The 25,651-nt window shown below is 71.2% G+C and carries 20 protein-coding genes; 15 read left to right on the forward strand and 5 right to left on the reverse strand.

What is annotated here, in order from left to right:
* Positions 1–68: 68 nt before the first annotated feature.
* The 8 genes from RBJ77_RS10875 to RBJ77_RS10910 all read left to right on the forward strand — a co-directional run bounded on the left by RBJ77_RS10875 (position 69) and on the right by RBJ77_RS10910 (position 8,391).
* Positions 69–1,214: an inositol-3-phosphate synthase gene (locus RBJ77_RS10875; protein ID WP_372344798.1), complete on the forward strand. Its 1,146-nt coding sequence runs from the start codon at positions 69–71 to the stop codon at positions 1,212–1,214.
* Positions 1,211–2,167: an SCO3242 family prenyltransferase gene (locus RBJ77_RS10880; protein ID WP_372344799.1), complete on the forward strand. Its 957-nt coding sequence runs from the start codon at positions 1,211–1,213 to the stop codon at positions 2,165–2,167. The genes RBJ77_RS10875 and RBJ77_RS10880 overlap by 4 nt, the downstream gene beginning before the upstream one ends.
* Complete coding sequence (locus tag RBJ77_RS10885; RefSeq protein WP_372344800.1) at positions 2,164–3,048, forward strand: sugar phosphate isomerase/epimerase family protein; 885 nt, start codon at positions 2,164–2,166, stop codon at positions 3,046–3,048. The genes RBJ77_RS10880 and RBJ77_RS10885 overlap by 4 nt, the downstream gene beginning before the upstream one ends.
* Positions 3,045–3,683, forward strand: a complete 639-nt coding sequence (locus RBJ77_RS10890; RefSeq protein ID WP_372344801.1) for an EboA domain-containing protein — start codon at positions 3,045–3,047, stop codon at positions 3,681–3,683. The genes RBJ77_RS10885 and RBJ77_RS10890 overlap by 4 nt, the downstream gene beginning before the upstream one ends.
* On the forward strand, positions 3,683–4,534 hold the full coding sequence (locus tag RBJ77_RS10895) for a TatD family hydrolase (RefSeq protein WP_372344802.1): 852 nt from the start codon (positions 3,683–3,685) through the stop codon (positions 4,532–4,534). Before RBJ77_RS10890 ends, RBJ77_RS10895 begins: the two co-directional genes overlap by 1 nt.
* 3 nt (positions 4,535–4,537) lie before the next feature.
* Positions 4,538–5,710, forward strand: a complete 1,173-nt coding sequence (eboE, locus tag RBJ77_RS10900; RefSeq protein WP_372344803.1) for a metabolite traffic protein EboE — start codon at positions 4,538–4,540, stop codon at positions 5,708–5,710.
* Positions 5,707–7,101 carry an alkaline phosphatase family protein gene (locus RBJ77_RS10905; protein ID WP_372344804.1) on the forward strand — a complete coding sequence of 465 codons (1,395 nt, stop codon included), beginning with the start codon at positions 5,707–5,709 and terminating at the stop codon, positions 7,099–7,101. Before eboE ends, RBJ77_RS10905 begins: the two co-directional genes overlap by 4 nt.
* Before the next feature lie 120 nt (positions 7,102–7,221).
* Positions 7,222–8,391: a sugar phosphate isomerase/epimerase family protein gene (locus RBJ77_RS10910; protein WP_372344805.1), complete on the forward strand. Its 1,170-nt coding sequence runs from the start codon at positions 7,222–7,224 to the stop codon at positions 8,389–8,391.
* A gap of 130 nt (positions 8,392–8,521) precedes the next feature.
* On the opposite strand, the gene RBJ77_RS10915 is transcribed toward RBJ77_RS10910, so the two are convergent.
* From RBJ77_RS10915 to frc, 4 genes are all read right to left on the reverse strand, one after another.
* A complete protein-coding gene (locus tag RBJ77_RS10915) occupies positions 8,522–9,895 on the reverse strand; it encodes an OFA family MFS transporter (RefSeq protein WP_372344806.1) in 1,374 nt (457 codons plus the stop codon).
* A 1-nt stretch (position 9,896) separates the two neighbouring features.
* On the reverse strand, positions 9,897–11,282 hold the full coding sequence (locus tag RBJ77_RS10920) for an OFA family MFS transporter (protein ID WP_372344807.1): 1,386 nt from the start codon (positions 11,280–11,282) through the stop codon (positions 9,897–9,899).
* 122 nt (positions 11,283–11,404) lie between these two features.
* Positions 11,405–13,558 carry an acetate--CoA ligase family protein gene (locus RBJ77_RS10925; RefSeq protein WP_372344808.1) on the reverse strand — a complete coding sequence of 718 codons (2,154 nt, stop codon included), beginning with the start codon at positions 13,556–13,558 and terminating at the stop codon, positions 11,405–11,407.
* Between the two features lie 3 nt (positions 13,559–13,561).
* Positions 13,562–14,791 (reverse strand): formyl-CoA transferase, encoded by a 1,230-nt coding sequence (gene frc / locus RBJ77_RS10930; protein WP_255970045.1) that lies wholly within the window; start codon positions 14,789–14,791, stop codon positions 13,562–13,564.
* A 199-nt stretch (positions 14,792–14,990) separates the two neighbouring features.
* Between frc and sucC the strand changes: the two genes are divergently transcribed.
* The 3 genes from sucC (at position 14,991) to RBJ77_RS10945 (ending at position 18,696) form a co-directional block, all read left to right on the forward strand.
* Positions 14,991–16,124 (forward strand): ADP-forming succinate--CoA ligase subunit beta, encoded by a 1,134-nt coding sequence (gene sucC, locus RBJ77_RS10935; RefSeq protein WP_372344809.1) that lies wholly within the window; start codon positions 14,991–14,993, stop codon positions 16,122–16,124.
* Positions 16,125–16,135: 11 nt separating this feature from the next.
* Positions 16,136–17,020, forward strand: a complete 885-nt coding sequence (gene sucD, locus RBJ77_RS10940) for a succinate--CoA ligase subunit alpha (protein WP_372344810.1) — start codon at positions 16,136–16,138, stop codon at positions 17,018–17,020.
* A 134-nt stretch (positions 17,021–17,154) separates the two neighbouring features.
* Positions 17,155–18,696 carry an aldehyde dehydrogenase family protein gene (locus tag RBJ77_RS10945; RefSeq protein ID WP_372344811.1) on the forward strand — a complete coding sequence of 514 codons (1,542 nt, stop codon included), beginning with the start codon at positions 17,155–17,157 and terminating at the stop codon, positions 18,694–18,696.
* Between the two features lie 223 nt (positions 18,697–18,919).
* On the opposite strand, the gene RBJ77_RS10950 is transcribed toward RBJ77_RS10945, so the two are convergent.
* The gene (locus RBJ77_RS10950; RefSeq protein ID WP_305127514.1) at positions 18,920–19,615 is read right to left on the reverse strand and encodes a GntR family transcriptional regulator; all 696 of its coding nucleotides are present in this window, start codon (positions 19,613–19,615) and stop codon (positions 18,920–18,922) included.
* Positions 19,616–19,859: 244 nt separating this feature from the next.
* On the opposite strand from RBJ77_RS10950, the gene RBJ77_RS10955 reads away from it, so the two are divergent.
* The 4 genes from RBJ77_RS10955 (at position 19,860) to fdhF (ending at position 25,651) form a co-directional block, all read left to right on the forward strand.
* A complete protein-coding gene (locus RBJ77_RS10955; RefSeq protein ID WP_372344812.1) occupies positions 19,860–20,645 on the forward strand; it encodes an acyl-CoA dehydrogenase family protein in 786 nt (261 codons plus the stop codon).
* Positions 20,646–20,790: 145 nt separating this feature from the next.
* Positions 20,791–21,264: an NAD(P)H-dependent oxidoreductase subunit E gene (locus RBJ77_RS10960; RefSeq protein ID WP_372344813.1), complete on the forward strand. Its 474-nt coding sequence runs from the start codon at positions 20,791–20,793 to the stop codon at positions 21,262–21,264.
* Positions 21,265–21,266: 2 nt separating this feature from the next.
* Complete coding sequence (locus RBJ77_RS10965; RefSeq protein WP_372344814.1) at positions 21,267–22,880, forward strand: formate dehydrogenase beta subunit; 1,614 nt, start codon at positions 21,267–21,269, stop codon at positions 22,878–22,880.
* Complete coding sequence (fdhF, locus tag RBJ77_RS10970) at positions 22,877–25,651, forward strand: formate dehydrogenase subunit alpha (RefSeq protein ID WP_372344815.1); 2,775 nt, start codon at positions 22,877–22,879, stop codon at positions 25,649–25,651. The genes RBJ77_RS10965 and fdhF overlap by 4 nt, the downstream gene beginning before the upstream one ends.

Raw genomic sequence — 25,651 nt, forward strand, 5'->3', positions numbered from 1 at the left:
CCCGGGACCCCGCACGCCCCCCACCGGCGCTGCTCACTCCCGGTTCGCGTACGACAAGGAGGCTGCCCATGTCCGCCGAACCGTCCCTCCCCGCCCCCTCCCCGGCCCCCCGCTTCGGCGTCTGGCTGATCGGCGCACGCGGCTCCGTCGCCACGACGGCCGTCGCCGGCTGCGCCGCCGTCGCCGCCGGACTCCACCCGCCGACCGGCATGGTCACCGAGACCGCCCCCTTCGCCGCATCCGGTCTGCCAACGTTGTCGTCGTTCGTCTTCGGCGGCCACGACACCGTCGACTGCCCGCTGCCCAAGCGCGCCGAACACCTTGCCGCGGGCGGCGTGCTGCCGCACGGCCTGCCCTCGGCCGTGCACGCCGAACTGGCCGCCGCCGACCGGGAGATCAAGCCCGGCGGCCCGCTGCCCGGCCGCGACGACGGACGCACCCAGGACGAACTGATCGACCGGTTCGCCGCCGACATCCGCGCCTTCGTCCGCGCCCACGACCTCGCCGGCGCCGTCGTCGTCAACGTCGCCTCCACCGAGCCCGCCCCCGCCGACGGCACCCTCCCGCCCAGCTCGCTCTACGCGGCCGCCGCCCTGCGCGCCGACTGCCCCTACGTCAACTTCACCCCCTCCACGGGCCTGCACCACCCCGCCCTCGCGGAACCCGCCGCGACCGCCGGCGTCCCGCACGCGGGCCGCGACGGCAAGACCGGCCAGACCCTGCTGCGCTCCGTCCTCGGCCCGATGTTCCTGCAGCGCGCCCTCGCCGTTCGCGCCTGGTCCGGCACCAACCTCCTCGGCGGCGGCGACGGCGCCGCCCTCGCCGACCCGGCCGCGGCCGCCGCCAAGAACGCGGGCAAGGAACGCGTCCTCGCCGACACCCTCGGCGCCGCCCCCCAGGGCGAGGTCCACATCGACGACGTGCCCGCGCTCGGCGACTGGAAGACGGCCTGGGACCACATCGCGTTCGACGGCTTCCTCGGCGCCCGCATGGTCCTCCAGACCACCTGGCAGGGCTGCGACTCGGCGCTCGCCGCCCCCCTCGTCCTCGACCTGGCCCGCCTCCTGCTGCGCGCCCACGCCGTCGGACTGACCGGCCCCCGCCCGGAGCTGGGCTTCTACTTCAAGGACCCGGACAGCGGCGCGTCCTCGGCGCTCGGCGACCAGTTCGCGACCCTGGTGGACTTCGCGGCCCTGCTGCGCGGTGACGCATGAGCGCAGGACAGCTGCGGGCGTGGGCCGAACTCCTGCGCCTGCCCGCCCTGTTCACCGTGCCCGGCGACGCCCTCGCGGGCGCCGCCGCCGTGGGCGCCCGCCCCGGCCGCGGCACCTTCCTCGCCATCGGCTCCTCGCTGTGCCTGTACGAGGCGGGCATGGCGCTCAACGACTGGGCGGACCGCGCCGAGGACGCCGTCGACCGCCCCCACCGCCCCATCCCGTCCGGCCGCGTCCGCCCGGCCGCGGCCCTGGCGGCGGCCGGCGCGACCACCGCGGCGGGCGTGGCCCTCGCCTTCCGGGCGAACCGCACGACGGGCCTCATCGGCACGGCGCTCGCCGCCACGGTCTGGGCGTACGACCTGCGGCTCAAGCACACGGTGGCCGGTCCCGTGGCGATGGGCGCGGCACGGGGCCTCGACCTGCTCATGGGAGCGACGGCCGGCCAGGCCCGCGGTGGGCGGACGGCCCGCACGGCGGACCGGTCGCGCACAGCCCCCGCCGCAGGCGAAGGCACCCGCTTCCACGGACCGAGGCCGCTGCGCGCGGCCGCACCCCACGCCCTCACCCTCGCCGCGCACACGACGGCGGTCACCACGGTCTCCCGCAACGAGACCACCGGAGGCGGCGCGGGCGCGGCCGCCGCCGCGCTGCTCACCACGGCCGCCCTGACCACGGCCCTCCTCAAACCCCCGGCAGGCCGAGGCGCCGCAGCCCCCCTCGGCCTGCCGGGTCCCACGGCGTACGCCGTCACCACGGCCCGCCCCCTCCTGCACGCCACGCTCAACCCGTCCCCGCCCCTGACCCAACGGGCCGTCGGCGCCGGGATCCGGGCGATGATCCCGCTCCAGGCCGCCCTCGCCGCGAAGTCCGGCGCCCCGGGCACCGCGCTGATCACCGCCGCCCTCGCCCCGCTGGCCCGCCGCTTCGCGAAGAAGGTGAGCGTCACATGACCGCGGACCCGCCGCGCGCCACCCCGCGCTGGGGCTACGGCACCAACGGCCTCACCGACCTCCGCCTCGACGACGCCCTCGCCCTCCTCGCCGACCTCGGCTACGACGGCGTCGGCCTCACCCTCGACCACATGCACCTCGACCCGCTGGCCCCGGACCTCGCGGCCCGCACCCGGCAGGTCGCCCGCACCCTGGACCGGCGCGGCCTCACCGCCACCGTCGAGACCGGCGCCCGCTACGTCCTCGACCCGCGCCGCAAACACGGCCCCTCCCTCCTCGACCCCGACCCGGACGCCCGCGCCGCCCGCACCCGGCTGCTGATCCGCGCCGTCCAGGTCGCCGCCGACCTGAACGCCCACGCGGTGCACTGCTTCAGCGGCATCACCCCCGACGGCACCGACGAGGACACCGCCTGGAAGCGCCTCGCCGACGCACTGGGCCCCGTCCTGGACGTGGCGGCCGGCGCCGGAGTCCCGCTGGCCATCGAGCCCGAGCCCGGCCACCTCCTCGCCACGCTCGCCGACTTCCACCGGCTGCGCCGCACCCTCGGCAGCCCCGACGCGCTCGGCCTCACCCTCGACATCGGCCACTGCCAGTGCCTGGAACCCGACCCGCCCGCCGACTGCGTGCGCGCGGCGGCGCCCTGGCTGCGGCACGTCCAGATCGAGGACATGCGCCGCGGAGTCCACGAGCACCTGCCGTTCGGCGACGGCGAGATCGACTTCCCGCCCGTCCTGGACGCGCTCGCCGCCACCGGCTACCAGGGCCTGACCGTCGTCGAGCTGCCCCGCCACTCCCACGCCGGACCCCAACTGGCCGCCGCCTCCCTCCCGTTCCTCCGCGAGGCGGCACGAGCAGCAGCACGAGGAGGCAGCGCATGAACCAGCCCACCAGTCTCACCGCCGTCCGCGCCCACCTCGACTCGGTCCTCTCCGGAGCCGCCCGCGCCTGGCTCGACCAGGCCCTCGCCGAGGCGGCCGCCGCCACCGGGCGCGGCGACGAGAAGAACCCGCCCGTCTGGGAGCTGCGGTTCGCCGAAGCCGGCCGCCGCACCGGCCAGGAGCACGCCGACGCCGCCCGCGTCGTCCTCCTGCACGCCGCCCGCGCCGACACCGCGACCCTCGCCCGCCTGTACGCCGAGGGCACCGCGGCCGAACGCCGCGCCGTCCTGCACGCCCTGCCCCACCTCGTCCCAGGACCCGAAGGGCTCCCGCTCGTCGAGGACGCGCTGCGCACCAACGACACCCGGCTGGTCGCCGCCGCCGTCGGCCCGTACGCGGCCGAGCACCTGCCCGCCCACGCCTGGCGGCACTCCGTCCTGAAGTGCCTGTTCACAGGCGTCCCCGTCGACGCCGTCGCCGAACTGTGGCGACGCGCCCACGGCAACACCGAACTCGCCCGCATGCTCGGCGACTTCGCGCAGGAACGCACCGCCGCCGGCCGGCCCGTCCCCGACGACCTGCAGCGCGTCCTGGCCCTGACCGCCCCCGCGCCCCCCACGGTGAAGGAGTCCTGATGCGCATCTTCGACCCGCACATCCACATGACGTCGCGCACCACCGACGACTACCAGGCCATGTACGCGGCCGGAGTGCGCGCCCTCGTCGAACCCGCCTTCTGGCTGGGCCAGCCCCGCACCTCGCCCGCCTCCTTCTTCGACTACTTCGACGCCCTCCTGGGCTGGGAGCCCTTCCGCGCCGCCCAGTACGGCATCGCCCACCACTGCACGATCGCCCTCAACCCCAAAGAGGCCAACGATCCGCGCTGCACGCCGGTGATCGACGCGCTGCCCCGCTACCTCGTCAAGGACAACGTCGTCGCCGTCGGCGAGATCGGCTACGACTCCATGACCCCCGCCGAGGACACCGCGCTCGCCGCCCAGCTCCAACTGGCCGCCGACCACGAACTGCCCGCCCTCGTGCACACCCCGCACCGCGACAAGCTCGCCGGGCTGCGCCGCACCCTCGACGTGGTCCGCGAGTCCGCGCTGCCCGTGGACCGGGTGCTGATCGACCACCTCAACGAGACCACCGTCAAGGAGGCCAAGGACGCCGGGAGCTGGCTCGGCTTCTCCGTCTATCCGGACACCAAGATGGACGAGGACCGGATGGTCGAGATCCTGCGCGCCTACGGCCCCGAGAAGGTCCTGGTCAACTCCGCCGCCGACTGGGGCAGGAGCGACCCGCTCAAGACCCGCCTGGTCGCCGACGCGATGCTCGCCGGCGGCTTCACCGAGGACGACGTCGACCGCGTCCTGTGGCGCAACCCGGTCGCCTTCTACGGACTCAGCGGCCGCCTCCAACTCGACGTCCCCGCACCGGAGTCCGCCACCCACGAAGGCAACTCCATCCTGCGCGGGGGAGCGTGACCCATGCGCTTCCGGCACCCCGACGGCTCGACCGTCCACCTCGCGTACTGCACGAACGTGCACCCCGCGGAGACCCTCGACGGCGTCCTCGCCCAACTCCGCGACCACTGCGAACCCGTCCGCAAACGCCTCGGCCGCGACCGCCTCGGCATCGGCCTGTGGCTCGCCAAGGACGCCGCCCGCTCCCTGATCACCGACCCCGCGGCCCTGCGCGGCCTGCGCACCGAACTCGACCGGCGCGGCCTGGAGGTCGTCACCCTCAACGGCTTCCCGTACGAGGGCTTCGGCGCCGAAGAGGTCAAGTACCGCGTGTACCAGCCGGACTGGGCCGACCCGGAGCGCCTCGCCCACACCACCGACCTGGCCCGGCTGCTCGCCGCGCTGCTGCCCGCCGATGTCACCGAGGGCACCGTCTCCACGCTCCCGCTGGCCTGGCGCACCGCCTACGACGAGCAGCGCGCCGACGCCGCCCGCGCCGCCCTGGTCACCCTCGCCGAGCGCCTCGACGCGCTGGAGGAACTGACCGGCAACTCCGTCCGCGTCGGCCTGGAGCCCGAACCCGGCTGCACCGTCGAGACGACCGCCGACGCCATCGCCCAGCTCACCGCCGTCGCCCGCCCCGACCGCATCGGCCTCTGCCTCGACACCTGCCACCTCGCCACCTCCTTCGAGGACCCCGCCACCGCGCTCGACGGTCTGGCCGCCGCCCGCATCCCCGTCGTCAAGTCGCAGCTCTCCGCCGCCCTGCACGCCGAACACCCCCGCCTCCCCTCCGTGCGCGAGGCACTCGCCGCCTTCGACGAACCCCGCTTCCTGCACCAGACCCGCACCGTGACCGCCGACGGCCTGCACGGCACCGACGACCTGGGACCCGCCCTGAACGGCGCGGGCCTGCCGGACGGCACGCCCTGGCGCGCCCACTTCCACGTCCCCCTGCACGCCGCCCCCGCGGCCCCCCTCACCTCCACGCTCCCCGTCCTCATGGACACGCTGACCCGCCTCGTCGGCGGACCGCACCCGCTCACCCGGCACCTGGAGGTCGAGACGTACACCTGGCAGGCCCTCCCGCCCGAGCTGCGGCCCCGCGCCCGCACCCAGCTCGCCGACGGCATCGCCGCCGAACTCACCCTCGCCCGCGACCTGTTGACGGACCTCGGACTCAAGGAGCTGCCATGACGGACACCCGCCCCACTCCGCTCCTCGTCCTGGACGTCGTCGGCCTCACCCCGCGCCTCCTGGACCACATGCCGCACCTCAAGTCCCTCGGACAGTCCGGCTCCCGCGCACCCCTGGAGACGGTGCTGCCCGCCGTCACCTGCGCCGCCCAGTCCACGTTCCTGACCGGCACCATGCCGTCCGAGCACGGCATCGTCGGCAACGGCTGGTACTTCCGCGAACTCGGCGACGTCCTCCTGTGGCGCCAGCACAACGGGCTCGTCGCCGGCGACAAGCTCTGGGACGCCGCCCGCCGCGCCCACCCCGGCTACACGGTCGCCAACATCTGCTGGTGGTACGCCATGGGCGCCGACACCGACATCACCATCACCCCCCGTCCCGTCTACTACGCCGACGGCCGCAAGGAACCCGACTGCTACACCCGGCCCCCGGCGCTGCACGACGAACTCACCGAGAAACTCGGCACGTTCCCCCTCTTCCACTTCTGGGGCCCGGGCGCCGACCTGGTGTCCAGCCAGTGGATCATCGACGCCACCCGCCACGTCATGGCGACCCGGCACCCCGACCTGACCCTGTGCTACCTCCCGCACCTCGACTACGACCTGCAACGCTTCGGCCCCGACGACCCCCGCTCCCACCGGGCCGCCACCGAACTCGACCGGGCCCTCGCCCCGCTCCTCGACGACGCCCGCACCGAGGGCCGCACCGTCGTCGCCCTGTCCGAGTACGGCATCACCCGCGCCGACCGGCCCGTCGACATCAACCGCGCGCTGCGCCGGGCCGGGCTCCTGGAGGTGCACACCCAGGACGGCATGGAGTACCTCGACCCGATGTCCTCCCGGGCCTTCGCCGTCGCCGACCACCAGATCGCCCACGTCTACGTGCGCCGCCCCGAGGACCTCGACGCCACCCGCGCAGCCCTCGACGGACTGCCCGGCCTGGAGCAACTCCTCGACGACGAGGGCAAGAAGGCCCACCACCTCGACCACCCGCGCTCCGGCGAGCTCGTCGCCGTCGCGGAACCCGACGCCTGGTTCACGTACTACTACTGGCTCGACGACGCCCGCGCGCCCGACTTCGCTCAGCTCGTCGAGATCCACCGCAAACCCGGCTACGACCCGGTCGAGCTCTTCATGGACCCGCAGGACCCCTACGTCAAGGTCAAGGCCGGGGCCGCGCTCGCCCGCAAGAAGCTCGGCATGCGCTACCGCATGGCGGTCGTGCCCCTCGACCCCTCACCTATTCGCGGCAGCCACGGCCGCCTGCCCATGAGCCAGGACGACGGTCCGCTCATCATCAGCTCCACCCCCCATGCGTTCCCCGGTCGCGTCGCCGCGACCGACGTGAAATCGCTGCTCCTCGGACTGGCCGGCCTCGGCCGGACCCCCTGAGAAGCAGTTACAGAGAGTGAAGCACGCGCCACTGACAATGCGGCCCGCACCGCTCTGATCAGCGGGTTCGGCCACCGCACCGGCACCTCGGCACCCGCCACACCGAAGGGAAACGCACCCGTGACCGACTTCCACGACACCCCCGCCGCCGACGAGGCCCTCAGACACCGTCTGGGCATCGACCGCCGCCGTTTCCTCAGCACCTGCTCGGCCGTCGCCGCCGGGGCGATCGCCGCGCCCGTGTTCGGCGCGGCCCCGTCCTTCGCCCAGTCGCAGGTCGAGAGCGGCGGCGGCCACGGCCACGGCCGGGGCCACGACCTCGTCCCCGCCGACAAGCGCGGCATCATCCTGTACACCGTGCGCGACGCGACCGGCCGCGACCCGCTCTCCACCGACCTGCCCTCCGGCTTCCGCGAGGTGTTCAAGGAGCTGGCCCGCTATGGGTACAAGCAGGTCGAGTTCGCCGGCTACGGCCAGCACGCGAACGCCCCCGGCGGCGCCAACCTCGAATCGGTCCAGGGCGCCAAGCTGCTGCGCTCCTGGCTCGACGCGTACGGGCTGCGCGCCCAGGGCAACCACGGCTTCATCCCGTCGTCGTGGCCGCTCAGCCAGGCCGACCTCGACACGTTCAAGAAGCACCTGGAGATCGCCAACATCCTCGGCATGGACCACATGGGCACCGGCGGCGACCCCACCGGCAGCTCGTACAGGGCGGACTGGGACGTCGCCGCCGACAAGTGGAACGCACTCGGCGAGATCGCCCGCCGCGCGGGCCTCAAGCTCTACACCCACAACCACGACGCGGCGTACGGCTTCCTGCTCGACGGCGGTCCGCTGGACGCGCAGGGCAGGCCCACCCGCAGCTCCGGCATCCGCAAGCTGGAGTACTTCCTCAAGGGCACCGACCCGCGCACCGTGTGGCTGGAGATGGACATCTTCTGGGCGCACGTCGCGCAGTACAAGTTCCACACGTACACCGCGCACGACGGCTCCACGCGGGAGAACGTCTTCGACCCGGCCGCGCTGGTCCGCGCGCACAACAAGCGCTACCCGCTGTTCCACGCCAAGGACGGCACGCGCAACGACACCAACGGCATGGGCTACGACATGGTGCCGTTCGGCGAGGGCGTCATCGACTACACGACGTTCTTCAGCCGCGTCGGCGAGAAGAACTACCACAACCCGATGGTCGAGCAGGACAACGCGCCCAGCGACACCGACCTCGGCCAGTCCCTGAAGTACGCGAAGATCGGCTACAACAACATGGCGGCCCTGCGCAAGAAGCACTGACCGCAGGAAGCACCGACCGCCAGAAGCACTGACCGTCAGAAGCACTGACCCACCGCACGTGAACCGCACATGAGAGGGGCCCGGTCTCCACGACCGGGCCCCTCTCAGCATGTCTGACGCACCGGCCGCACTACGTGGCCGCGGCCGCCTCCCGCCCCGGCTGCCGCAGCAGGAGCGCCACGACCGCCGCCAGCATCGAGATCCCGCCCGCCAGGGCGTACGCCCCGTTGTAGCCCCACGCGGCGACCACCATCGAGCCGAGGCCACCGCCGAACAGGCCGCTGACCAGCTTGCCGCTGTACACCAGGCCGTAGTTGGTGGCGTTGTAGTTCTCGCCGAAGTAGTCCGGGGTCAGCGCCGCGAACATCGGGTAGAACGCGCCGCCGCCGAATCCCGACAGGAACGCGAAGGCGAGGAACAGCCACTCGCTGTGGATCTTGCCCGCCCAGATCACGCCGAACTGGGCGAGGCCCAGCACCACGATCACGAAGACCAGGCTCAGCTTGCGGCCCCAGATGTCGGACAGCCAGCCGACGACACCGCGCCCCACGCCGTTGATGACGGCCATGACGCCCATCGAGGACGCCGCGACCAGCGGCCCGAAGCCCACTTCCTTGGCGAAGTCGACCTGGAAGGAGATGCCGAAGATCGACACCCCGGCGGTGAGCACGAGGCTCAGCCACATCAGGGGCAGCATGCCGGTCCTGATCGCCTCCTTGGGCGTGAACTGGCGCACCGCCGGCGGGTTCTTGGCGAGGCTCGCCGCTCCCTTGCCCGCGCCCGCCCTGGCGATCGGGTCGACCTCGGCGGGCCACCAGTTCTTCGGCGGGTCCTTGAAGAAGAACGCGCACGCCAGCACCACGACCAGGACGTAGGCCCCGATCATGTCGAGCACACGGTGGTAGTTCCCCGTGTCGAAGGCGTAGTTGAAGATGAAGATGAACGGCAGGGATCCGTAGGCGAAGCCGCCGTTGACGAATCCCGTCTTGCCGCCCTTACGTTCCGGGAACCACTTGCCGACCATGTTGATGCAGGTCGAGTAGACGAAGCCGGAGCCCAGGCCGCCGATCACACCGAAACCGAGGATCGCCAGCCAGACGTTGCTCAGATGGGACAGGGCCAGAAATCCGATGAGACACATGAACGAGCCGATGTACATGGCACGCCGGGCCGACAGGATGCCTTTCTCTCGTAGCCAGCCCGCGGGGAACGCGATACCTGCCTGGAAGAAGACCCAGATGCTCAGGATCCAGAAGGTGTTGGACTGCGTCCAGCCGTGTGCGTGGGACAGGGTGTCCTCCGCCGAGCCGTACGCGTATTCGGAGACGCTGATGGCCATCATCGCTATCCACGGCAGGTACACCATGAACTTGCGGGAGTGGCCGAGGATGTCGCGGTCCGTCTCGCCTACGCGATAGACGCGGCCGTGCTCGTCGGTGATCTCTCGGTACTTCGCGCCGGTGGCCGGCGCATTGCTTCCTGCGGCGATGGGCTCCGCCGTCATATCAGGCCATCTCCTCACCGAGCGGTTGCGGGTTGGGTTTGATCGCGCCGGATTTCGGCCTGCCCGGAGGGGACAGGAAGAGAGCGACGATTCCGGCGAAGAACGAGATGCAGCCGGCCAGGATGAACGCACCACTGAGGCCCCAGGCGCCGACGACCAGGGAACCCATGCCCGCGCCGAGTCCGGAGACCAGCTTCGAGCTGTAGACCATTCCGTAGTTGGTCGCGTTGTTGTTCTCGCCGAAGTAGTCAGCGGTCATCGCGGCGAACATCGGGAAGATGGCGCCGCCTCCGAAGCCGGAGATCGCGGAGAAGATCAGGAACAGCGAGAGGATCTTCTGCTCGGCCGACCAGAGGATGCCGAACTGTGCGAGGCCGAGGATCACACAGACCGCGAGGAGGCACTGCTTGCGGCCGTAGAGATCGGACAGCCAGCCGATCACGCCGCGTCCGGTGCCGTTGACCACGGCCTTGAGCGACATGGCGGTGGCCACGATCCCGCCGGCGAAACCGGCGTGCTCACCGATGTCGACCTGGAACGAGATGCCGAAGATGTTCACGCCCGAGGTGCAGGCGAGACAGAACCACATCAGCGCCACCCGGCCGGTGCGCCAGGCCTCCAAAGGGCTGTACTGGTGCACGGCCGGCGGGTTCTTCTCCAGTGCGCGACGCGCGCGCGGGTCCTCCGGCGGGTTCAGCGGGTCGACCGCGGCCGGCCACCAGTTCTTCGGCGGGTCCTTGAAGAAGTACCCGGCCACCGCGACCATGCCGGCCAGGAAGATGCCGACCGAGACCAGGATGACCGCGTAGTTGGACACGTCCATCACGGTCGTGAACAGGAAGACGAAGGGCACCGAGCCGTAGGCGAAACCGCCGTTGACGAAGCCGGTCTTGCCGCCCTTGCGCTCCGGATACCACTTGCCGACCATGTTGACGCAGGTGGCGTACACCATGCCCGCGCCCATGCCGCTGAACATGCCGAACCCGATGAAGGCGAGTACGGGATGCGGTGCGTAGGCCAGGGAGAGATAGCCGCAGAGCGTTCCGAACGCTCCGATGACCATCGCCTGCCGGGCCGGGAGCCGACCGCTCTCCCGCAGCCGACCGGCCGGGAAGGCCACCGCAGCCTGGAAGAACACCCAGGTGGTCAGCATCCAGTAGATGCTTCCCGAGGACCAGTGGTGCGCGTCGTGCAGTGCGTCCTCGGCGGACGCGAACGCATACTCCGCCGAGCTGATGCCCATCATGCCGACCCACGGAAGGATGACCATCCACTTCCGCTTGCGGCCCATGATGTCGATGTCGGATTCACCGACGCGATAGACGCGTCCGTTCCTGTCGGTCAGTTCCCTGTACGGGACTGAACTGGGGAGATCCGTGGTGGTCATGACTGACGTACCCCTTGCGTCGAAAGATCTGGCCAGCGCCCCCTGTCCAAATTGCTTTCGTGTGCGCACGGGTTCCGGGCCCGGCCGGCGCGCACCGCCGGCCGGACCACCCTGAGGTCACCTCATCGACCGCCCCCCAACAGACCGGCCGCACGGGCCCACTTGTACTTCGCGCCCAGCACGGCGACGGGCTTCTCGGTCGTGTACGGGTACGCGACCACACCCCGCTCGAAGAGGTACTGGCACGCCTCCTCGACCTCGACGTCCCCGGCCAGCGAAGCGACCACGGGCTTCTCGATGCCGCGCTCCCTGAACTCCTGGACCACGCGGGCCGTCACCTCCGCGAAGACCATGGGAGGCGTGACGATGGTGTGCCAGTAGCCGAGCACGAGCGAGTGGATGCGCGAATCCTCCAGGCCGAGGCGGATCGTCGCCTCGTACGTCGACGGGGGCTCGCCGCCCGTGATGTCGACGGGGTTGCCCGCGGCCCCGTAGGGCGGGATGAACTTCCGGAAGGCGGCGTCCAGGTCGGCCGGGATCTCCATCAGCTGCAGGCCGTTGTCCGTCACCGCGTCCGAGAGCAGCACGCCGGAGCCGCCCGCACCCGTGATGATCACGACGTTGTCGCCCTGGGGAGTCGGCAGCACGGGCAGTGCCCGCGCGTACTCCAGCATGTCGTTCAGGCCGGGGGCCCGGATGACTCCGGCCTGCTTGAGGATGTCGTCGTACACGGCGTCGTCACCGGCCAGCGCGCCCGTGTGCGACCCGGCGGCCTTGGCACCCGCTGCGGTACGGCCCGCCTTGAGGACGACGACCGGCTTCTTCGGCACCGTCGCGCGCGCGGCCTCCACGAAGGCCCGCCCGTCCTTGAGGTCCTCCAGGTGCATCGCGATGCACTGGGTGTTGGGGTCCTCGCCGAACCAGGTGAGCAGGTCGTCCTCGTCCAGGTCCGACTTGTTGCCGAGCCCGACGATCGCCGAGACGCCCGTCTTCGTCGTCCGCGCGAAGCCCAGGATCGCCATCCCGATGCCGCCGGACTGCGAGGTCAGGGCCACGCCGCCCTTCACGTCGTACGGCGTGCAGAACGTGGCGCACAGGTCCTGCCACGTCGAGTAGTAGCCGTAGATGTTCGGCCCGAGCAGCCGTACCCCGTGCCGCTCGCCGATCGCCACGATCTCGTCCTGGAGGGCCTGTTCACCGGTCTCCGCGAACCCGGAGGGGATCAGCACGGCGTTGGGGATGCGCTTGCGGCCCACCTCGTCCAGGGCCGAGGCCACGAACTTGGCGGGGATCGCGAAGATCGCCACATCCACCTCACCGGGCACGTCCGTGACACTCTTGTACGCCTTGCGGCCCAGAATGTCATCGGCCTTGGGGTTCACCGGGTGGATCTCTCCGGAGAAGCCGCCGTCGATGAGGTTGCGCATGACCGAATTGCCGATCTTGCCCTGCTCGTTGGAGGCGCCGATCACGGCCACCGAGCGCGGCTGCATCAGCCGCTTCATGGTGGTGAGGATCTCCTCGCGGGAGTAGGTGCGGCGCTGCTTGGGAGCCCCGTCGGCGAGGATCACGCGGATGTCGGCGGCGACGGCGCCCTCGGGCGTCGCGATGACCGGGTTGAGGTCGATCTCCGCGATCTCCGGGAAGTCCGCGACGAGTTGGGAGACCCGCTGGATCTGCTCGGAGAGCGCCGCCCGGTCCACGCCGCGGGCACCGCGCACCCCGCGCAGCACCTCGGCGGCCTTGATGGAGTCGAGCATGCTGAGGGACTCGTCGGCGTCGAGCGGCGCGAGCCGGAAGGTGACGTCCTTGAGGACCTCCACGAGGACCCCGCCGAGCCCGAAGGCGACGACCTTGCCGAAGGTCGGATCCGTGACCGCTCCGACGATCACTTCCTGGGAGTCCGCGCCGGTGGGCAGCAGCTCCTGCACCTGTATGCCCTCGATGCGGGCGTCGGGCGCGTAGGCCTTGGCGTTCGCGATGATCCGGTCGAACGCGGCGCGCACGTCGGCGTCGCCCTGCACCCCGACGATCACGCCGCCGGCATCCGTCTTGTGCAGGATGTCGGGGGAGACGATCTTCAGTACCACGGGCTTGCCGAAGCGGGCCGCCGCTGCCACGGCCGCGTCGGCGTCGGGCGCGAGCTCCTCGCCCGGGACGGCGATCCCGTACGCGTCGGCGATCACCTTGCCCTCGGGCGCGGTGAGCGCGGTGCGCCCCTCGGTGCGTACGGCATCGAGCAGGGCCCGCACCGTCGCGGTCCGGTCTTGTGCCATCAATCAGATCACTCCGTTCGACTTCAGAAGGCGCAACTCCTCGTCGCCCAGGCCGAGTTCACCGACGAAGACCTCTTCGTTGTGCTCGCCGAGGAGCGGCGAGCTGGTGATCTCGACGGGGGAGTCGGAGAGTTTGAGGGGGGAGCCGACGGTCTTGAAGGTGCCGCGCTGGGGATGCGGGACGTCGACGACCATCTCGTTGGCGATGAGGGAGGCGTCCTCGATGATCTCCTCGGTGGAGAGGATGGGGCCGCAGGGGATGTTGTGGGCGTTGAGCTTCTCCAGGACCTCCCACTTGGGGAGGGTGGAGGTCCACTCCTCGATGAGCTGGAACATCTTGTTGAGCTTGGGCAGCCGTGCCTCGGGGGTGGCCCACTCGGGGTCGTCGGCGAGTTCGGGGCGGCCGATCAGGTCGGTGATGGGCTGCCAGCCGATGGGCTGGACGATGACGTAGACGTAGTCGTTGGGCCCGCCGGGCGCGCACTGCACCGCCCAGCCGGGCTGGCCGCCGCCCGAGGCGTTGCCGGAGCGGGGGACCTCGGTCCCGAAGTCGTCGTTGGGGTACTCGGCGAGGGGGCCGTGGGCCAGCCGCTGCTGGTCGCGGAGCTTGACGCGGCAGAGGTTGAGGACGGCGTGCTGCATGGCGACGTTGACCCGCTGGCCGCGGCCGGTGTTCTCGCGCTGGAAGAGGGCGGCGAGGATGCCGGCGACGGTGTGGACGCCGGTGCCTGAGTCACCGATCTGGGCGCCCGTGGCGAGCGGTGGCCCGTCCTCGAAGCCGGTGGTCGACATCGAGCCGCCCATGGCCTGGGCGACGACCTCGTACGCCTTGAAGTTGGTGTAGGGGCCGTCACCGAAGCCCTTGATGGAGGCGTAGATGATCCGCGGGTTGATGGACTGGATGTGGTCCCAGGTGAACCCCATCCGGTCGATCGCGCCCGGGCCGAAGTTCTCGACGAGGATGTCCGAGCGGCGGATCAGCTCGGTCAGGATCTCCTTGCCGCGCTCGGACTTGGTGTTGAGGGTGATGCTCCGCTTGTTGCAGTTGAGCATCGTGAAGTAGAGGGAGTCGACGTCGGGGAGGTCGCGCAGTTGCTTGCGCGTGATGTCCCCTGACGGCGCCTCCAGCTTGATCACGTCCGCGCCCAGCCACGCCAACAGCTGCGTGGCGGACGGACCCGACTGGACATGGGTCATGTCCAGGACACGCACACCTTCAAGAGCCTTGGTCACTGCCGACTCACCTCACTACTTGTACGGGTTCATGGTTCGGGGACGTACGCGTCGGGAGAGGGCGCGGCGGACCGCGGCCCACCATGCCTGGCCGGTCGTTCGTACATTGCATACAGTGCTCGAATACTGTATGAACTTGGTATCCCGCATCCGATGGTGGTGTCCAGGGGGCGTGCGGCACTTCTTTCAGGAGCCGAGAATGGACCTGTACGAACACCAGGCAAGGGAACTCTTCGCGGAACACGGCATCTTGGTGCCGCAGGCCGAGGTCACCGCCTCGGCGAAGGAAGCCAGGGAGATCGCGCGCAGGCTCGGCGGCAAGGTCGTCGTCAAGGCACAGGTGAAGACCGGCGGCCGTGGAAAGGCCGGGGGCGTCAAGCTCGCCGCCGACCCGGCCGCCACCGAGATCACGGCGCGTCAGATCCTCGGCATGGACATCAAGGGCCACACCGTCCACACGGTGATGGTGGCCCAACCCGTCGACATCGAGAGCGAGTTCTACGTCTCGTACGTGCTCGACCGGGCGGCCGGCACCTTTCTCGCCATCGCCTCCGCCGAGGGCGGCATGGACATCGAGGAGGTCGCGGCCACCCGGCCCGAGGCCGTGGCCCGGGTCGCCGTCGATCCGGCCAAGGGCGTCACCAGCGCCAAGGCCGCACTGATCGCCGAGGCGGCCGGCCTGCCGCCGCAGACCGTCGACGTCCTCGTCCGCCTGTGGGAGGTGCTGACCCGCCAGGACGCCGTCCTCGTGGAGGTGAACCCGCTCGTGCGCACCCGGCAGGGGCAGATCCTCGCGCTCGACGGAAAGGTCACGCTCGACGACAACGCCCGTTTCCGTCAGGCCCGTTGGGGTGCGGCGGACGTCGAGCACCCGGACCCGCTGGAGGCCGAGGCGACCGCCAAGGGACTCAACTACGTCAAGCTCGACGGCGAGGTGGGCATCATCGGCAACGGCGCGGGACTAGTGATGTCCACCCTCGACGTGGTCGCCGGCTGCGGCGCCAGGCCCGCCAACTTCCTCGACATCGGGGGCGGTGCCTCCGCCTCGACGATGGCCGACGGACTGAACGTCATCCTCTCCGACCCGGCCGTCCGGTCCGTCTTCGTCAACGTCTTCGGCGGCATCACCGCCTGCGACGCGGTCGCCGACGGCATCGTCAAGGCCCTGGACAGCGTGCGGCTGAGCAAGCCGCTGGTGGTCCGGCTCGACGGGAACAACGCCGAGCGCGGGCGCGCCATCCTCGACGCGGCCGCGCATCCGCTGATCGAGCAGGCCACCACCATGGACGGCGCCGCGCGCCGCGCCGCCGACCTCGCCACCGCGACCGCCTGAGGAGCCCGGACATGGCCATCTATCTCACCAAGGAGAGCAAGGTCCTCGTCCAGGGCATGACCGGGGCCGAGGGCACCAAGCACACCCGCCGCATGATCGCCGCAGGGACGAACGTGGTCGGCGGCGTCAACCCCCGCAAGGCCGGCACCAGCGTCGACTTCGACGACCGGGCGGTCCCGGTCTTCGGCAGCGTCGCCGACGGCATGCGGGCCACCGGCGCCGACGTCACCGTCGTCTTCGTGCCGCCCGCGTTCGCCAAGGCGGCCGTCGTCGAGGCGGCCGACGCGGGCATCCCGCTCGCCGTCGTCATCACCGAGGGCATCCCGGTCCACGACTCCGTCGCCTTCACCGCGTACGCGCGGGGCAAGGGCACCCGGATCATCGGCCCCAACTGCCCGGGACTGATCTCGCCCGGCCAGTCCAACGCGGGCATCATCCCCGCCGACATCACCAAGCAGGGCCGGATCGGCCTCGTCTCCAAGTCGGGCACCCTCACCTACCAACTCATGTACGAACTGCGGGACATCGGCTTCACCTCGTGCGTCGGCATCGGCGGCGACCCCGTCATCGGGACCACGCACATCGACTGCCTGGAAGCCTTCGAGAACGACCCCGAGACCGAACTCATCGTCCTGATCGGCGAGATCGGCGGCGACGCCGAGGAGCGCGCCGCCGCCCACATCCGCGACCACGTCAGCAAGCCCGTCGTCGCCTACATCGCCGGGTTCACCGCGCCCGAGGGCAAGACCATGGGCCACGCCGGCGCCATCGTCTCGGGTTCGTCGGGCACGGCGCAGGCGAAGAAGGCGGCCCTGGAGGCCGTCGGCGTTCGTGTCGGCGCCACGCCGACGGAGACGGCACGGCTGGTCCTCGACCGGCTCGCGGCCGATCAGTGACGCTTTTCATAGTCACCAACGCCCCATATCTGTAAGGGAGTTGGCGTACGGGAGGTGTCCCCTGGGCACCTCCCGTCCACCAGGGAAATCATGCAAGCACCGCCCCCGACTGTGCACCGAGAGCGGAGAGAACCATGGTCACCACCCTCAAGTCCGGTACATCCTGGGACGACGCCTGGCAGCGCTGTCTCACCGTCGCCCCCGAGGCGTTCCGGGAGGACCGCGTCCTCAACCTCTGGAACGGCACCTGGCACGCCGACGGCCGTGCCCTGCCCGCGACCAGTCCGGTCGACGGCAGCCCGATCGCGGGTCCGCCGCGGCTCGACGCCGACACCGCGCACCGCGCCGTGCGCGCCGCCCTCGACCAGCACCGCGCGTGGCGCCACATCGCCCTGCCCGAGCGCCGCGCCCGCGTCGCCGCCACCCTGGACGGCCTCAGCCAACACCGCGAACTGCTCGCCCTGTTGCTCGTCTGGGAGATCGGCAAGCCCTGGCGGCTGGCGACGGCGGACGTGGACCGGGCGATCGACGGCGTGCGCTGGTACGTCGACAACATCGACGACATGCTGGGCGACCGGGCGCCACTGGAGGGCCCGGTGTCGAACATCGCGAGCTGGAACTACCCGATGAGCGTGCTGGTGCACGCGATGCTGGTGCAGGCCCTCGCCGGCAACGCGGTCATCGCCAAGACCCCGACGGACGGCGGGGTCGCCTGCCTGACCCTGGCGAGCGCCATCGCGGCCCGCGAGGGACTGCCGTTCACGCTGGTCAGCGGCAGCGGGGGAGAGCTGTCGCAGGCGCTGGTGCGGGCGCCGGAGATCGGCTGCGTCTCCTTCGTGGGCGGGCGGGACACCGGCGCCGCGGTGGCGACCGCGGTCGCGGACCTGGGCAAGCGGCACATCCTGGAGCAGGAGGGGCTGAACACCTGGGGCTTCTGGAACTTCAGCGACTGGGACAAGCTGACGGCGACGGTCCCGAAGCTGTTCGACTACGGCAAGCAGCGCTGCACCGCCTACCCGCGGTTCGTCGTGCAGCGCGACTCCTTCGACGCCTTCCTCGACGCCTACCTGCCGGCCGTCCGCGGCCTGCGGATCGGCCACCCGCTCGCCGTGGAAGACCCTCAAGACCCCTACCCCCAGCTGGACTTCGGGCCGCTGATCAACGCGGCGAAGGCGAAGGAGCTCACCGACCAGGTGAGCGAGGCCATCGGCCGGGGCGCCGTCCCGCTGCACCGCTCCGCGCCCGACCCCGACCGGTTCCTGCCGGGACAGGACACGAGCGCGTACGTCCATCCCGTCACGCTGCTCGGGCCGCCGGCGTCGTCGCCGCTGCACCACGCGGAGCCGTTCGGACCGGTGGACACGATCGTGCTGGTGGACACGGAGGCGGAGCTGCTCGCGGCGATGAACGCCTCGAACGGCGCGCTGGTGGCGTCGTTGTCGACGGACGACGAGGCGACGTTCGCGCGGCTGGCCCCGCAGATCCGGGCCTTCAAGGTCGGTCAGGGCGGGCCGCGTTCGCGGGGTGACCGCGAGGAGCTGTTCGGCGGGTTCGGCGCCTCGTGGCGCGGTGCGTTCGTGGGCGGCGAGCTGCTCGTCCGCGCGGTCACCCAGGGACCCGCGGGGGAACGGCTGCCCGGCAACTTCCCCGCCTACACGACGACACCGGAGGTCTGACAGCGGCTGCGACGGGGTCCGTGCGACGCAGGGGGCGCTCCCCGCCGCTGCGGACCCCGTCGCCGTGCCGCGGGGCGACGCCGTGGTCGCCTGCGTACACGCTTCGGGGGATTCAAGATCGACGGCTTTCGGACACGGCCGGATCGCGTCGACTGGATACTGTGTACAGGATGGGTCTGGTAGCGGCAAGGGCTGTCACAGCAGTCGGGGCAGCCTGCCGTCGTCAGTCGCTCAGGCCGATGGCGGCGGCGATCTGCCGGCAGTAGAAGTCCGTGGTGCGCTGGGTGTGTTGGCGCATCAGGGCCTCGGAGCGGTCGGGGTCGCCCTCGGCGATGGCCTCGATGATCAGCGCGTGCTCGCTCCAGGCGTCCTTGCCGCGGGGCTTGGCGATCGGCGTGTAGTACCAGCGCACCCGCTGGTCGACCTGTGGGATCAGCTCGGCGAGGACGGCGTTGCGCGAGAGGTGCGTGATGTGGGTGTGCAGCGCGGCGTTGGCCTCGACGATCGCCCGGGCGTCGTCGGCGGCGAGCGCGGCGATGCCCGCCTCCTGCAGCTCCCAGAGCCGGGCGACGTCCTGCGCCGACGCGTGCTGGGCCGCACCGCGCGCCGAGTAGGTCTCCAACACGGCCCGTACGCCGAGCAGTTGGGTGCACTCCTCGACGGTCGGCGCGTGCACGTACGCGCCCTGGGCGGGACGCAGGTCGACCCATCCGGCCGCCTGGAGTCGTTGCAGTGCCTCGCGCACCGGCTGCCGGCTCACCCCGAGGTGCTCGGCGAGGTCCGCCTCGACCAGGTGCTGGCCGGGGGTGAGGGTGCCATTGATGATCATCTCGATCAGGGCGTCGTAGACGGCCTGGCGGAGCGGGACCGGCCGGGAGATCGGGCCGCGGGCGGCCATGGCCATGGGCGTCTCGGGCATGAAGAGCCCCTCCCTCATTGGGTTCTGACGTGCCGTCAGATCTCGGGATACCGACTTTAGTATGCAGTAGACAGTCGCGGGGCGGGGGTGTCTCGCGGTGGAGGGCGTGCCCGGAGCGCCCGGAGCGGGCGTCGTAAAGGAAATCCAAAGGGCTCCGTCGTACCCCTGGCGCCCAGAAGTGCATCCGAAATACTGTATGCAATCAACGTACCGCATCAGATGCCGCTCACGAGGGGGTCGCCCCGTGTCGTACCGCACCGCTCTCACGCACGTCCTGTCCGACGTCGTCGCGCCGCGCGCGGAAGTGACCCGAGCGCGGGGCGCCTTCCCGCGCCACGCCGTGACGGCGCTCGGCGGCGCCGGACTCCTCGGGCTCACCGTCGCCGCCGAACTCGGCGGCGGGGGGAGGGGGTTGACGGAAGCCGCCGCCGTGGTCGAACGCACCGCCGGGGTCTGTCCCGCGACCGCCGCCGTGCTGCAGGCGCACTACGCCGCCGTAGCCGTCGTCGAGGAGCACGGCGATCCCTGGCTGCGCGGCGAGATCGCCGCCGGCCGGCACCTGTGCAGCCTCGCGCTGGCCGAGGACGACGACGGGGAGCCGGGCGTCGGCACCTCGCTCCTGTCGCCGCACGGCACCGCCGAGCAGGGCGGCGGGGTCGTGGCCCTGTGCGCCCGCAAGCACCAGGTCGTGGCGGCGGGGGAGGCCGACCTCTACCTCTGGTCGTCGCGGCCGGTCGCGGCGCGTGACGGGCTGAGCCTGTGGGCGGTCCCGGCGCACGCCCCCGACCTGTTCGTCCCGGCCCGTCCCGGCCGCTCCGGCCCGCCCGGCAGCGCCACCTCCACGGTGCTCGCGGACCCCGCGTTCGTCCCCGCGGAGGCACTGCTCGGCGAGGACGGCGGAGGGCTCGACATCCTGCTGCGCACCGTGCTGCCCTGGCTCATCGAGCTGCGGGCGGCCTGCGGTCCGGACGAAGCGGTCGGGGACGCGGAGAGCGCACCCGAGGCCGGAGTCTCGCTCGCCGCATCGTGAACGAGCTGCAGGAACGCGGGTGTTGGGGCCCGGATCCGGTCCAGGCCCTTTACTTTCGGCTTCTGTATACAGAAACCTGTATGGGGTAGTGCCACTGTCTCCAGCGCCTCTCGCCGGAGACCCGCATGACGGAGGCGAAGCGATCATGACGACCAGCGGTACGGACGTGTCGGTCGAGAGCGTGGTCAGGAGAGCCGCGGCCGCACACCGCGCCGAACGCGGCGCGCTGCTGCCCGTACTCCACGCGGTGCAGGCCGAGTTGGGCTGCGTACCGCAGGAGGCCATCCCGGTCCTCGCCGACGAGTTCAACCTCTCCCGCGCCGACGTCCACGGAGTGGTGACCTTCTACCACGACTTCCGCCGCGAACCCGCGGGCCGCAGCACGGTCCGCATCTGCCGCGCCGAAGCCTGCCAGGCACTCGGCGCGAACCGCCTGGTCAGCTACGCACGCGAGGCCGGAACCCCGATCGGGGAGACCTCCGCCGACGGCGCGGTCACCGTCGAACAGGTCTTCTGCCTCGGCAACTGCGCCCTCGGCCCGTCGGTGGAGGTCGACGGCCGGCTGCACGGCCGGGTCAGCCCCGAACGGCTCGGCGCGCTCCTCAACGGAACGGTGTGACGATGCAGAACCCGACCATCGTGTACGTCCCGCGCGACTCGGCGGCCCGCTCTGTCGGCGCCGACGAGGTCGCCGCCGCACTCCAACAGGCCAGTGAGCAAGGCGAGTTCGCCATCGAGGTGGTGCGCAACGGATCGCGCGGCGCACTCTGGCTCGAACCGCTCGTCGAGGTCGTCACCGAGCAGGGCCGCATCGGCTACGGCCCGGTGACCCCCGACGACGTACCAGGACTGCTCGCCGCCGGTCTGCTCACCGGCGGCGACCACCCGCTGCGCCTCGGCCGCATCGATCAACTCCCTTGGCTGGCAAGGCAGAACAGGGTCACCTTCGCCCGCGTCGGCGTCATCGACCCGCTCTCGCCCGAGGACTACGTCGCCCACGGCGGCCTGCGCGGCCTGCGCGCCGCCCTCGCCCTCGACCCGGCCGACGTCGTCGCCCAGGTCACCGAGTCCGGCCTGCGCGGCCGCGGCGGCGCCGGATTCCCGGCCGGCATCAAGTGGAAGACCGTCCTCGACTGCCCCGATGGCCTCAAGTTCATCTGCTGCAACGCCGACGAGGGCGACAGCGGCACCTTCGCCGACCGCATGGTCATGGAGGGCGACCCGTTCCTGCTCATCGAGGGCATGGCGATCGCCGCACACGCCGTCGGCGCGAGCGAGGGCTACATCTACCTGCGCTCCGAGTACCCCGACGCCATCGCCACCATGAACGCGGCCATCGAGATCGCCCACGGCCAGGGCTGGCTCGGCAAGGGCGTCCTCGGCTCGTCGCTCGACTTCGACCTGACCGTCCGGGTCGGCGCAGGCGCGTACATCTGCGGCGAGGAGACCTCCATGCTGGACAGCCTGGAGGGCAAGCGCGGCATGGTCCGCGCGAAACCGCCGATCCCCGCGATCGAGGGCCTCTTCGGCAAACCGACCGTCGTCAACAACGTCCTCACCCTCACCACCGTCCCCGTCGTCCTCGCCGACGGGCCGAAGGCCTACCAGGACCTCGGCGTCGGCCGCTCCCGCGGCACCCAGGTCTTCCAGCTCGGCGGCAACGTCAAGCGCGGCGGCATCGTCGAGACCGCCTTCGGCATCACCCTGCGCGAGCTGATCGAGGAGTACGGCGGCGGCACCCTCAGCGGCCGCCCCGTCCGCACCGCCCAGGTCGGCGGACCGCTCGGCGCGTACCTCCCGGTGGAACAGTTCGACCTGCCGATGGACTACGAGGCGTTCGCCGAGGCCGGCGCGATGCTCGGGCACGGCGGCGTCGTGGTCTTCGACGACTCCGTGGACATGGCCGCACAGGCCCGGTTCGCCATGGAGTTCTGCGCCGAGGAGTCCTGCGGCAAGTGCACGCCCTGCCGGGTCGGCGCCGTCCGCGGCGTCGAGGTGATCGACCGCATCGTCGCCGGCACGCACCGGGACGAGAACCTGGCCCTGCTCGAAGACCTCTGCGACCTGATGACCGACGGCTCGCTGTGCGCGATGGGCGGACTGACCCCCATGCCGGTGCGCAGCGCCCTCGCCCACTTCCCCGACGACTTCCTCGGCGGGCGCAAGCCTCTGGACATCACGCCCGTGGACACACCCGTACCCACTCCCGTACAGAGGACGGAGGGGGCGTCATGACGCTCCTCAAGGAACCCGACTTCGGCACACCCGAGCGGCCGGGCCCGGCCACGGTGTCCGTGGAGATCGACGGGATGCCGGTGACCGTGCCCGAGGGCACGTCGGTGATGCGCGCCGCCGCCGAGGCCGGCGTCGACATCCCGAAGCTGTGCGCCACCGACAGCCTGGACGCGTTCGGCTCGTGCCGGCTGTGCGTCGTGGAGATCGACGGCCGCCGCGGCACCCCCGCCTCCTGCACCACCCCGTGCAGCGAGGGCATGTCGGTGCGCACCCAGACCCCCAAGGTGGAGAAGCTGCGCCAGGGCGTCATGGAGCTCTACATCTCCGACCACCCCCTGGACTGTCTGACCTGCCCCGCCAACGGCGACTGCGAACTGCAGGACATGGCGGGCGTGGTGGGCCTGCGCCAGGTCCGCTACGGCTACGAGGGCGAGAACCACCTCGACGCCGAGAAGGACACCTCCAACCCCTACTTCGACTTCGACCCGTCCAAGTGCATCGCCTGCTCGCGCTGCGTACGGGCCTGCGGCGAGGTGCAGGGCACGTTCGCGCTGACCATCGAGGGGCGCGGTTTCGAGTCCAAGGTGGCGGCGGGCGCGGGCGAGTCGTTCATGGACTCCGAGTGCGTCTCCTGCGGCGCCTGCGTCCAGGCCTGCCCGACCTCGACCCTCCAGGAGCGCTCGGTCGTCGACCTCGGCATGCCGACCCGCTCCGTCGTCACCACCTGCGCGTACTGCGGTGTCGGCTGCTCCTTCAAGGCCGAGCTGCGCGGCGACGAACTCGTGCGCATGGTCCCGTACAAGGACGGCGGGGCCAACGAGGGCCACTCCTGCGTGAAGGGCCGCTTCGCCTTCGGCTACGCCACCCACCCCGACCGCAAGCTCAAGCCGATGGTCCGCGACCGGATCACCGACCCCTGGCGCGAGGTCGAGTGGGACGAGGCGATCGGCACCGTCGCCCGCCGGATGCGCGAGATCCAGGACCGGCACGGCAAGGGCGCGATCGGCGCCATCTCCTCCTCGCGGTGCACCAACGAGGAGGTGTACGTCGTCCAGAAGATGGTCCGCGCCGCCTTCGGCAACAACAACGTCGACACCTGCGCCCGCGTCTGCCACTCGCCCACCGGCTACGGGCTGAAGCAGACCTTCGGCGAATCGGCCGGCACCCAGGACTTCCGCTCGGTCGCCGAGGCCGACGTCATCATGGTCATCGGCGCCAACCCGACCGACGGCCACCCGGTGTTCGCCTCCCGGATGAAGCGCAGGCTGCGCGAGGGCGCCCGGCTCATCGTGGTCGACCCGCGCCGCATCGACCTGGTCCGCTCCCCGCACATCGAGGCCAGCCACCACCTCCAGCTGCGGCCCTCCACCAACGTGGCCGTGGTCAACGCGATGGCGCACGTCGTCGTCACCGAGGGCCTCGTCGACAAGGGCTTCGTCGCGCAGCGCTGCGAGGGCTACGAGGACTGGGCCGAGTTCGTGGCCCGCCCGGAGAACAGCCCCGAGGCCACCGAGGAGGTCACCGGCGTCCCCGCCGCCGAGCTGCGCGCCGCCGCCCGCCTCTACGCGTCGGCACCCAACGGCGCCATCTACTACGGCCTCGGCGTCACCGAGCACAGCCAGGGCTCCACCATGGTCATGGGCATGGCCAACCTGGCGATGGCCTGCGGCAACATCGGCCGCGACGGCGTCGGCGTGAACCCGCTGCGCGGGCAGAACAACGTCCAGGGCTCCTGCGACATGGGCTCCTTCCCGCACGAACTGCCCGGCTACCGGCACGTCTCCGACGACGCTGTGCGCTCCGTCTTCGAGGACCTGTGGGGCGAGACGCTCCTCGCCGAGCCGGGACTGCGCATCCCCAACATGTTCGACGCGGCGATCGACGGCAGCTTCCGCGGCCTGTTCGTGCACGGCGAGGACATCGCCCAGTCCGACCCCAACCTGCAGCACGTCACCAGCGCGCTCGAAGCCATGGAACTGGTCGTCGTCCAGGACCTGTTCCTCAACGAGACCGCCAAGTTCGCCCACGTCTTCCTGCCCGGCGCCTCCTTCCTGGAGAAGGACGGCACGTTCACCAACGCCGAGCGGCGCATCAACCTGGTCCGCCAGGTGATGGCCCCCAAGGCGGGCAAGCACGAGTGGCAGATCGTCTGCGAGATCGCCACCGCCATGGGGTATCCCATGGAATACGACCACCCGTCGCAGATCATGGACGAGATCGCCCAGGTCACCCCGACCTTCGAGGGCGTCTCCTTCAACCTCATCGACAAGCTCGGCAGCGTCCAGTGGCCGTGCAACGAAGAGGCCCCCGAGGGCACCCCGACCATGCACGTGGACGAATTCACCCGCGGCAAGGGCCGGTTCGTCGTCACCTCGTACGTCCCGACCAACGAACGCAGCACCCGCCGCTACCCGCTGGTCCTCACCACCGGCCGCATCCTCAGCCAGTACAACGTCGGCGCGCAGACCCGGCGCACCGGCAACGTCGCCTGGCACCCCGAGGACATCCTCGAACTGCACCCGCACGACGCCGAGGAACGCGGCATCACCGACGGCGACACCGTCACCCTCGCCAGCCGCGTCGGCACCACCACGCTCAAGGCACAGATCTCCGACCGGATGCCGACCGGCGTCGTCTACACGACGTTCCACCACCCGGTCACCGGGGCGAACGTGGTGACCACCGAGAACTCGGACTGGGCCACCAACTGCCCCGAGTACAAGGTGACCGCTGTCCAGGTGCGGCGCGCCCGCGTCACGGCGGGGGACTGA

Source organism: Streptomyces sp. KL116D (assembly GCF_030766975.1).
GTDB lineage: Bacteria > Actinomycetota > Actinomycetes > Streptomycetales > Streptomycetaceae > Streptomyces > Streptomyces longispororuber_A.

Excerpts from the sequence above, each read along its gene's own strand:
- RBJ77_RS10920 (WP_372344807.1), bottom strand. The coding sequence starts at position 11,282 with ATGACCACCACGGATCTCCCCAGTTCAGTCCCGTACAGGGAACTGACC.
- RBJ77_RS10965 (WP_372344814.1), top strand. The coding sequence starts at position 21,267 with ATGCAGAACCCGACCATCGTGTACGTCCCGCGCGACTCGGCGGCCCGC.
- RBJ77_RS10950 (WP_305127514.1), bottom strand. The coding sequence starts at position 19,615 with ATGCCCGAGACGCCCATGGCCATGGCCGCCCGCGGCCCGATCTCCCGG.
- fdhF (WP_372344815.1), top strand. The coding sequence starts at position 22,877 with ATGACGCTCCTCAAGGAACCCGACTTCGGCACACCCGAGCGGCCGGGC.
- RBJ77_RS10890 (WP_372344801.1), top strand. The coding sequence starts at position 3,045 with ATGAACCAGCCCACCAGTCTCACCGCCGTCCGCGCCCACCTCGACTCG.
- sucC (WP_372344809.1), top strand. The coding sequence starts at position 14,991 with ATGGACCTGTACGAACACCAGGCAAGGGAACTCTTCGCGGAACACGGC.
- RBJ77_RS10945 (WP_372344811.1), top strand. The coding sequence starts at position 17,155 with ATGGTCACCACCCTCAAGTCCGGTACATCCTGGGACGACGCCTGGCAG.
- RBJ77_RS10925 (WP_372344808.1), bottom strand. The coding sequence starts at position 13,558 with ATGGCACAAGACCGGACCGCGACGGTGCGGGCCCTGCTCGATGCCGTA.
- RBJ77_RS10960 (WP_372344813.1), top strand. The coding sequence starts at position 20,791 with ATGACGACCAGCGGTACGGACGTGTCGGTCGAGAGCGTGGTCAGGAGA.
- RBJ77_RS10895 (WP_372344802.1), top strand. The coding sequence starts at position 3,683 with ATGCGCATCTTCGACCCGCACATCCACATGACGTCGCGCACCACCGAC.
- sucD (WP_372344810.1), top strand. The coding sequence starts at position 16,136 with ATGGCCATCTATCTCACCAAGGAGAGCAAGGTCCTCGTCCAGGGCATG.
- RBJ77_RS10885 (WP_372344800.1), top strand. The coding sequence starts at position 2,164 with ATGACCGCGGACCCGCCGCGCGCCACCCCGCGCTGGGGCTACGGCACC.
- RBJ77_RS10875 (WP_372344798.1), top strand. The coding sequence starts at position 69 with ATGTCCGCCGAACCGTCCCTCCCCGCCCCCTCCCCGGCCCCCCGCTTC.
- eboE (WP_372344803.1), top strand. The coding sequence starts at position 4,538 with ATGCGCTTCCGGCACCCCGACGGCTCGACCGTCCACCTCGCGTACTGC.
- RBJ77_RS10880 (WP_372344799.1), top strand. The coding sequence starts at position 1,211 with ATGAGCGCAGGACAGCTGCGGGCGTGGGCCGAACTCCTGCGCCTGCCC.
- RBJ77_RS10915 (WP_372344806.1), bottom strand. The coding sequence starts at position 9,895 with ATGACGGCGGAGCCCATCGCCGCAGGAAGCAATGCGCCGGCCACCGGC.
- RBJ77_RS10905 (WP_372344804.1), top strand. The coding sequence starts at position 5,707 with ATGACGGACACCCGCCCCACTCCGCTCCTCGTCCTGGACGTCGTCGGC.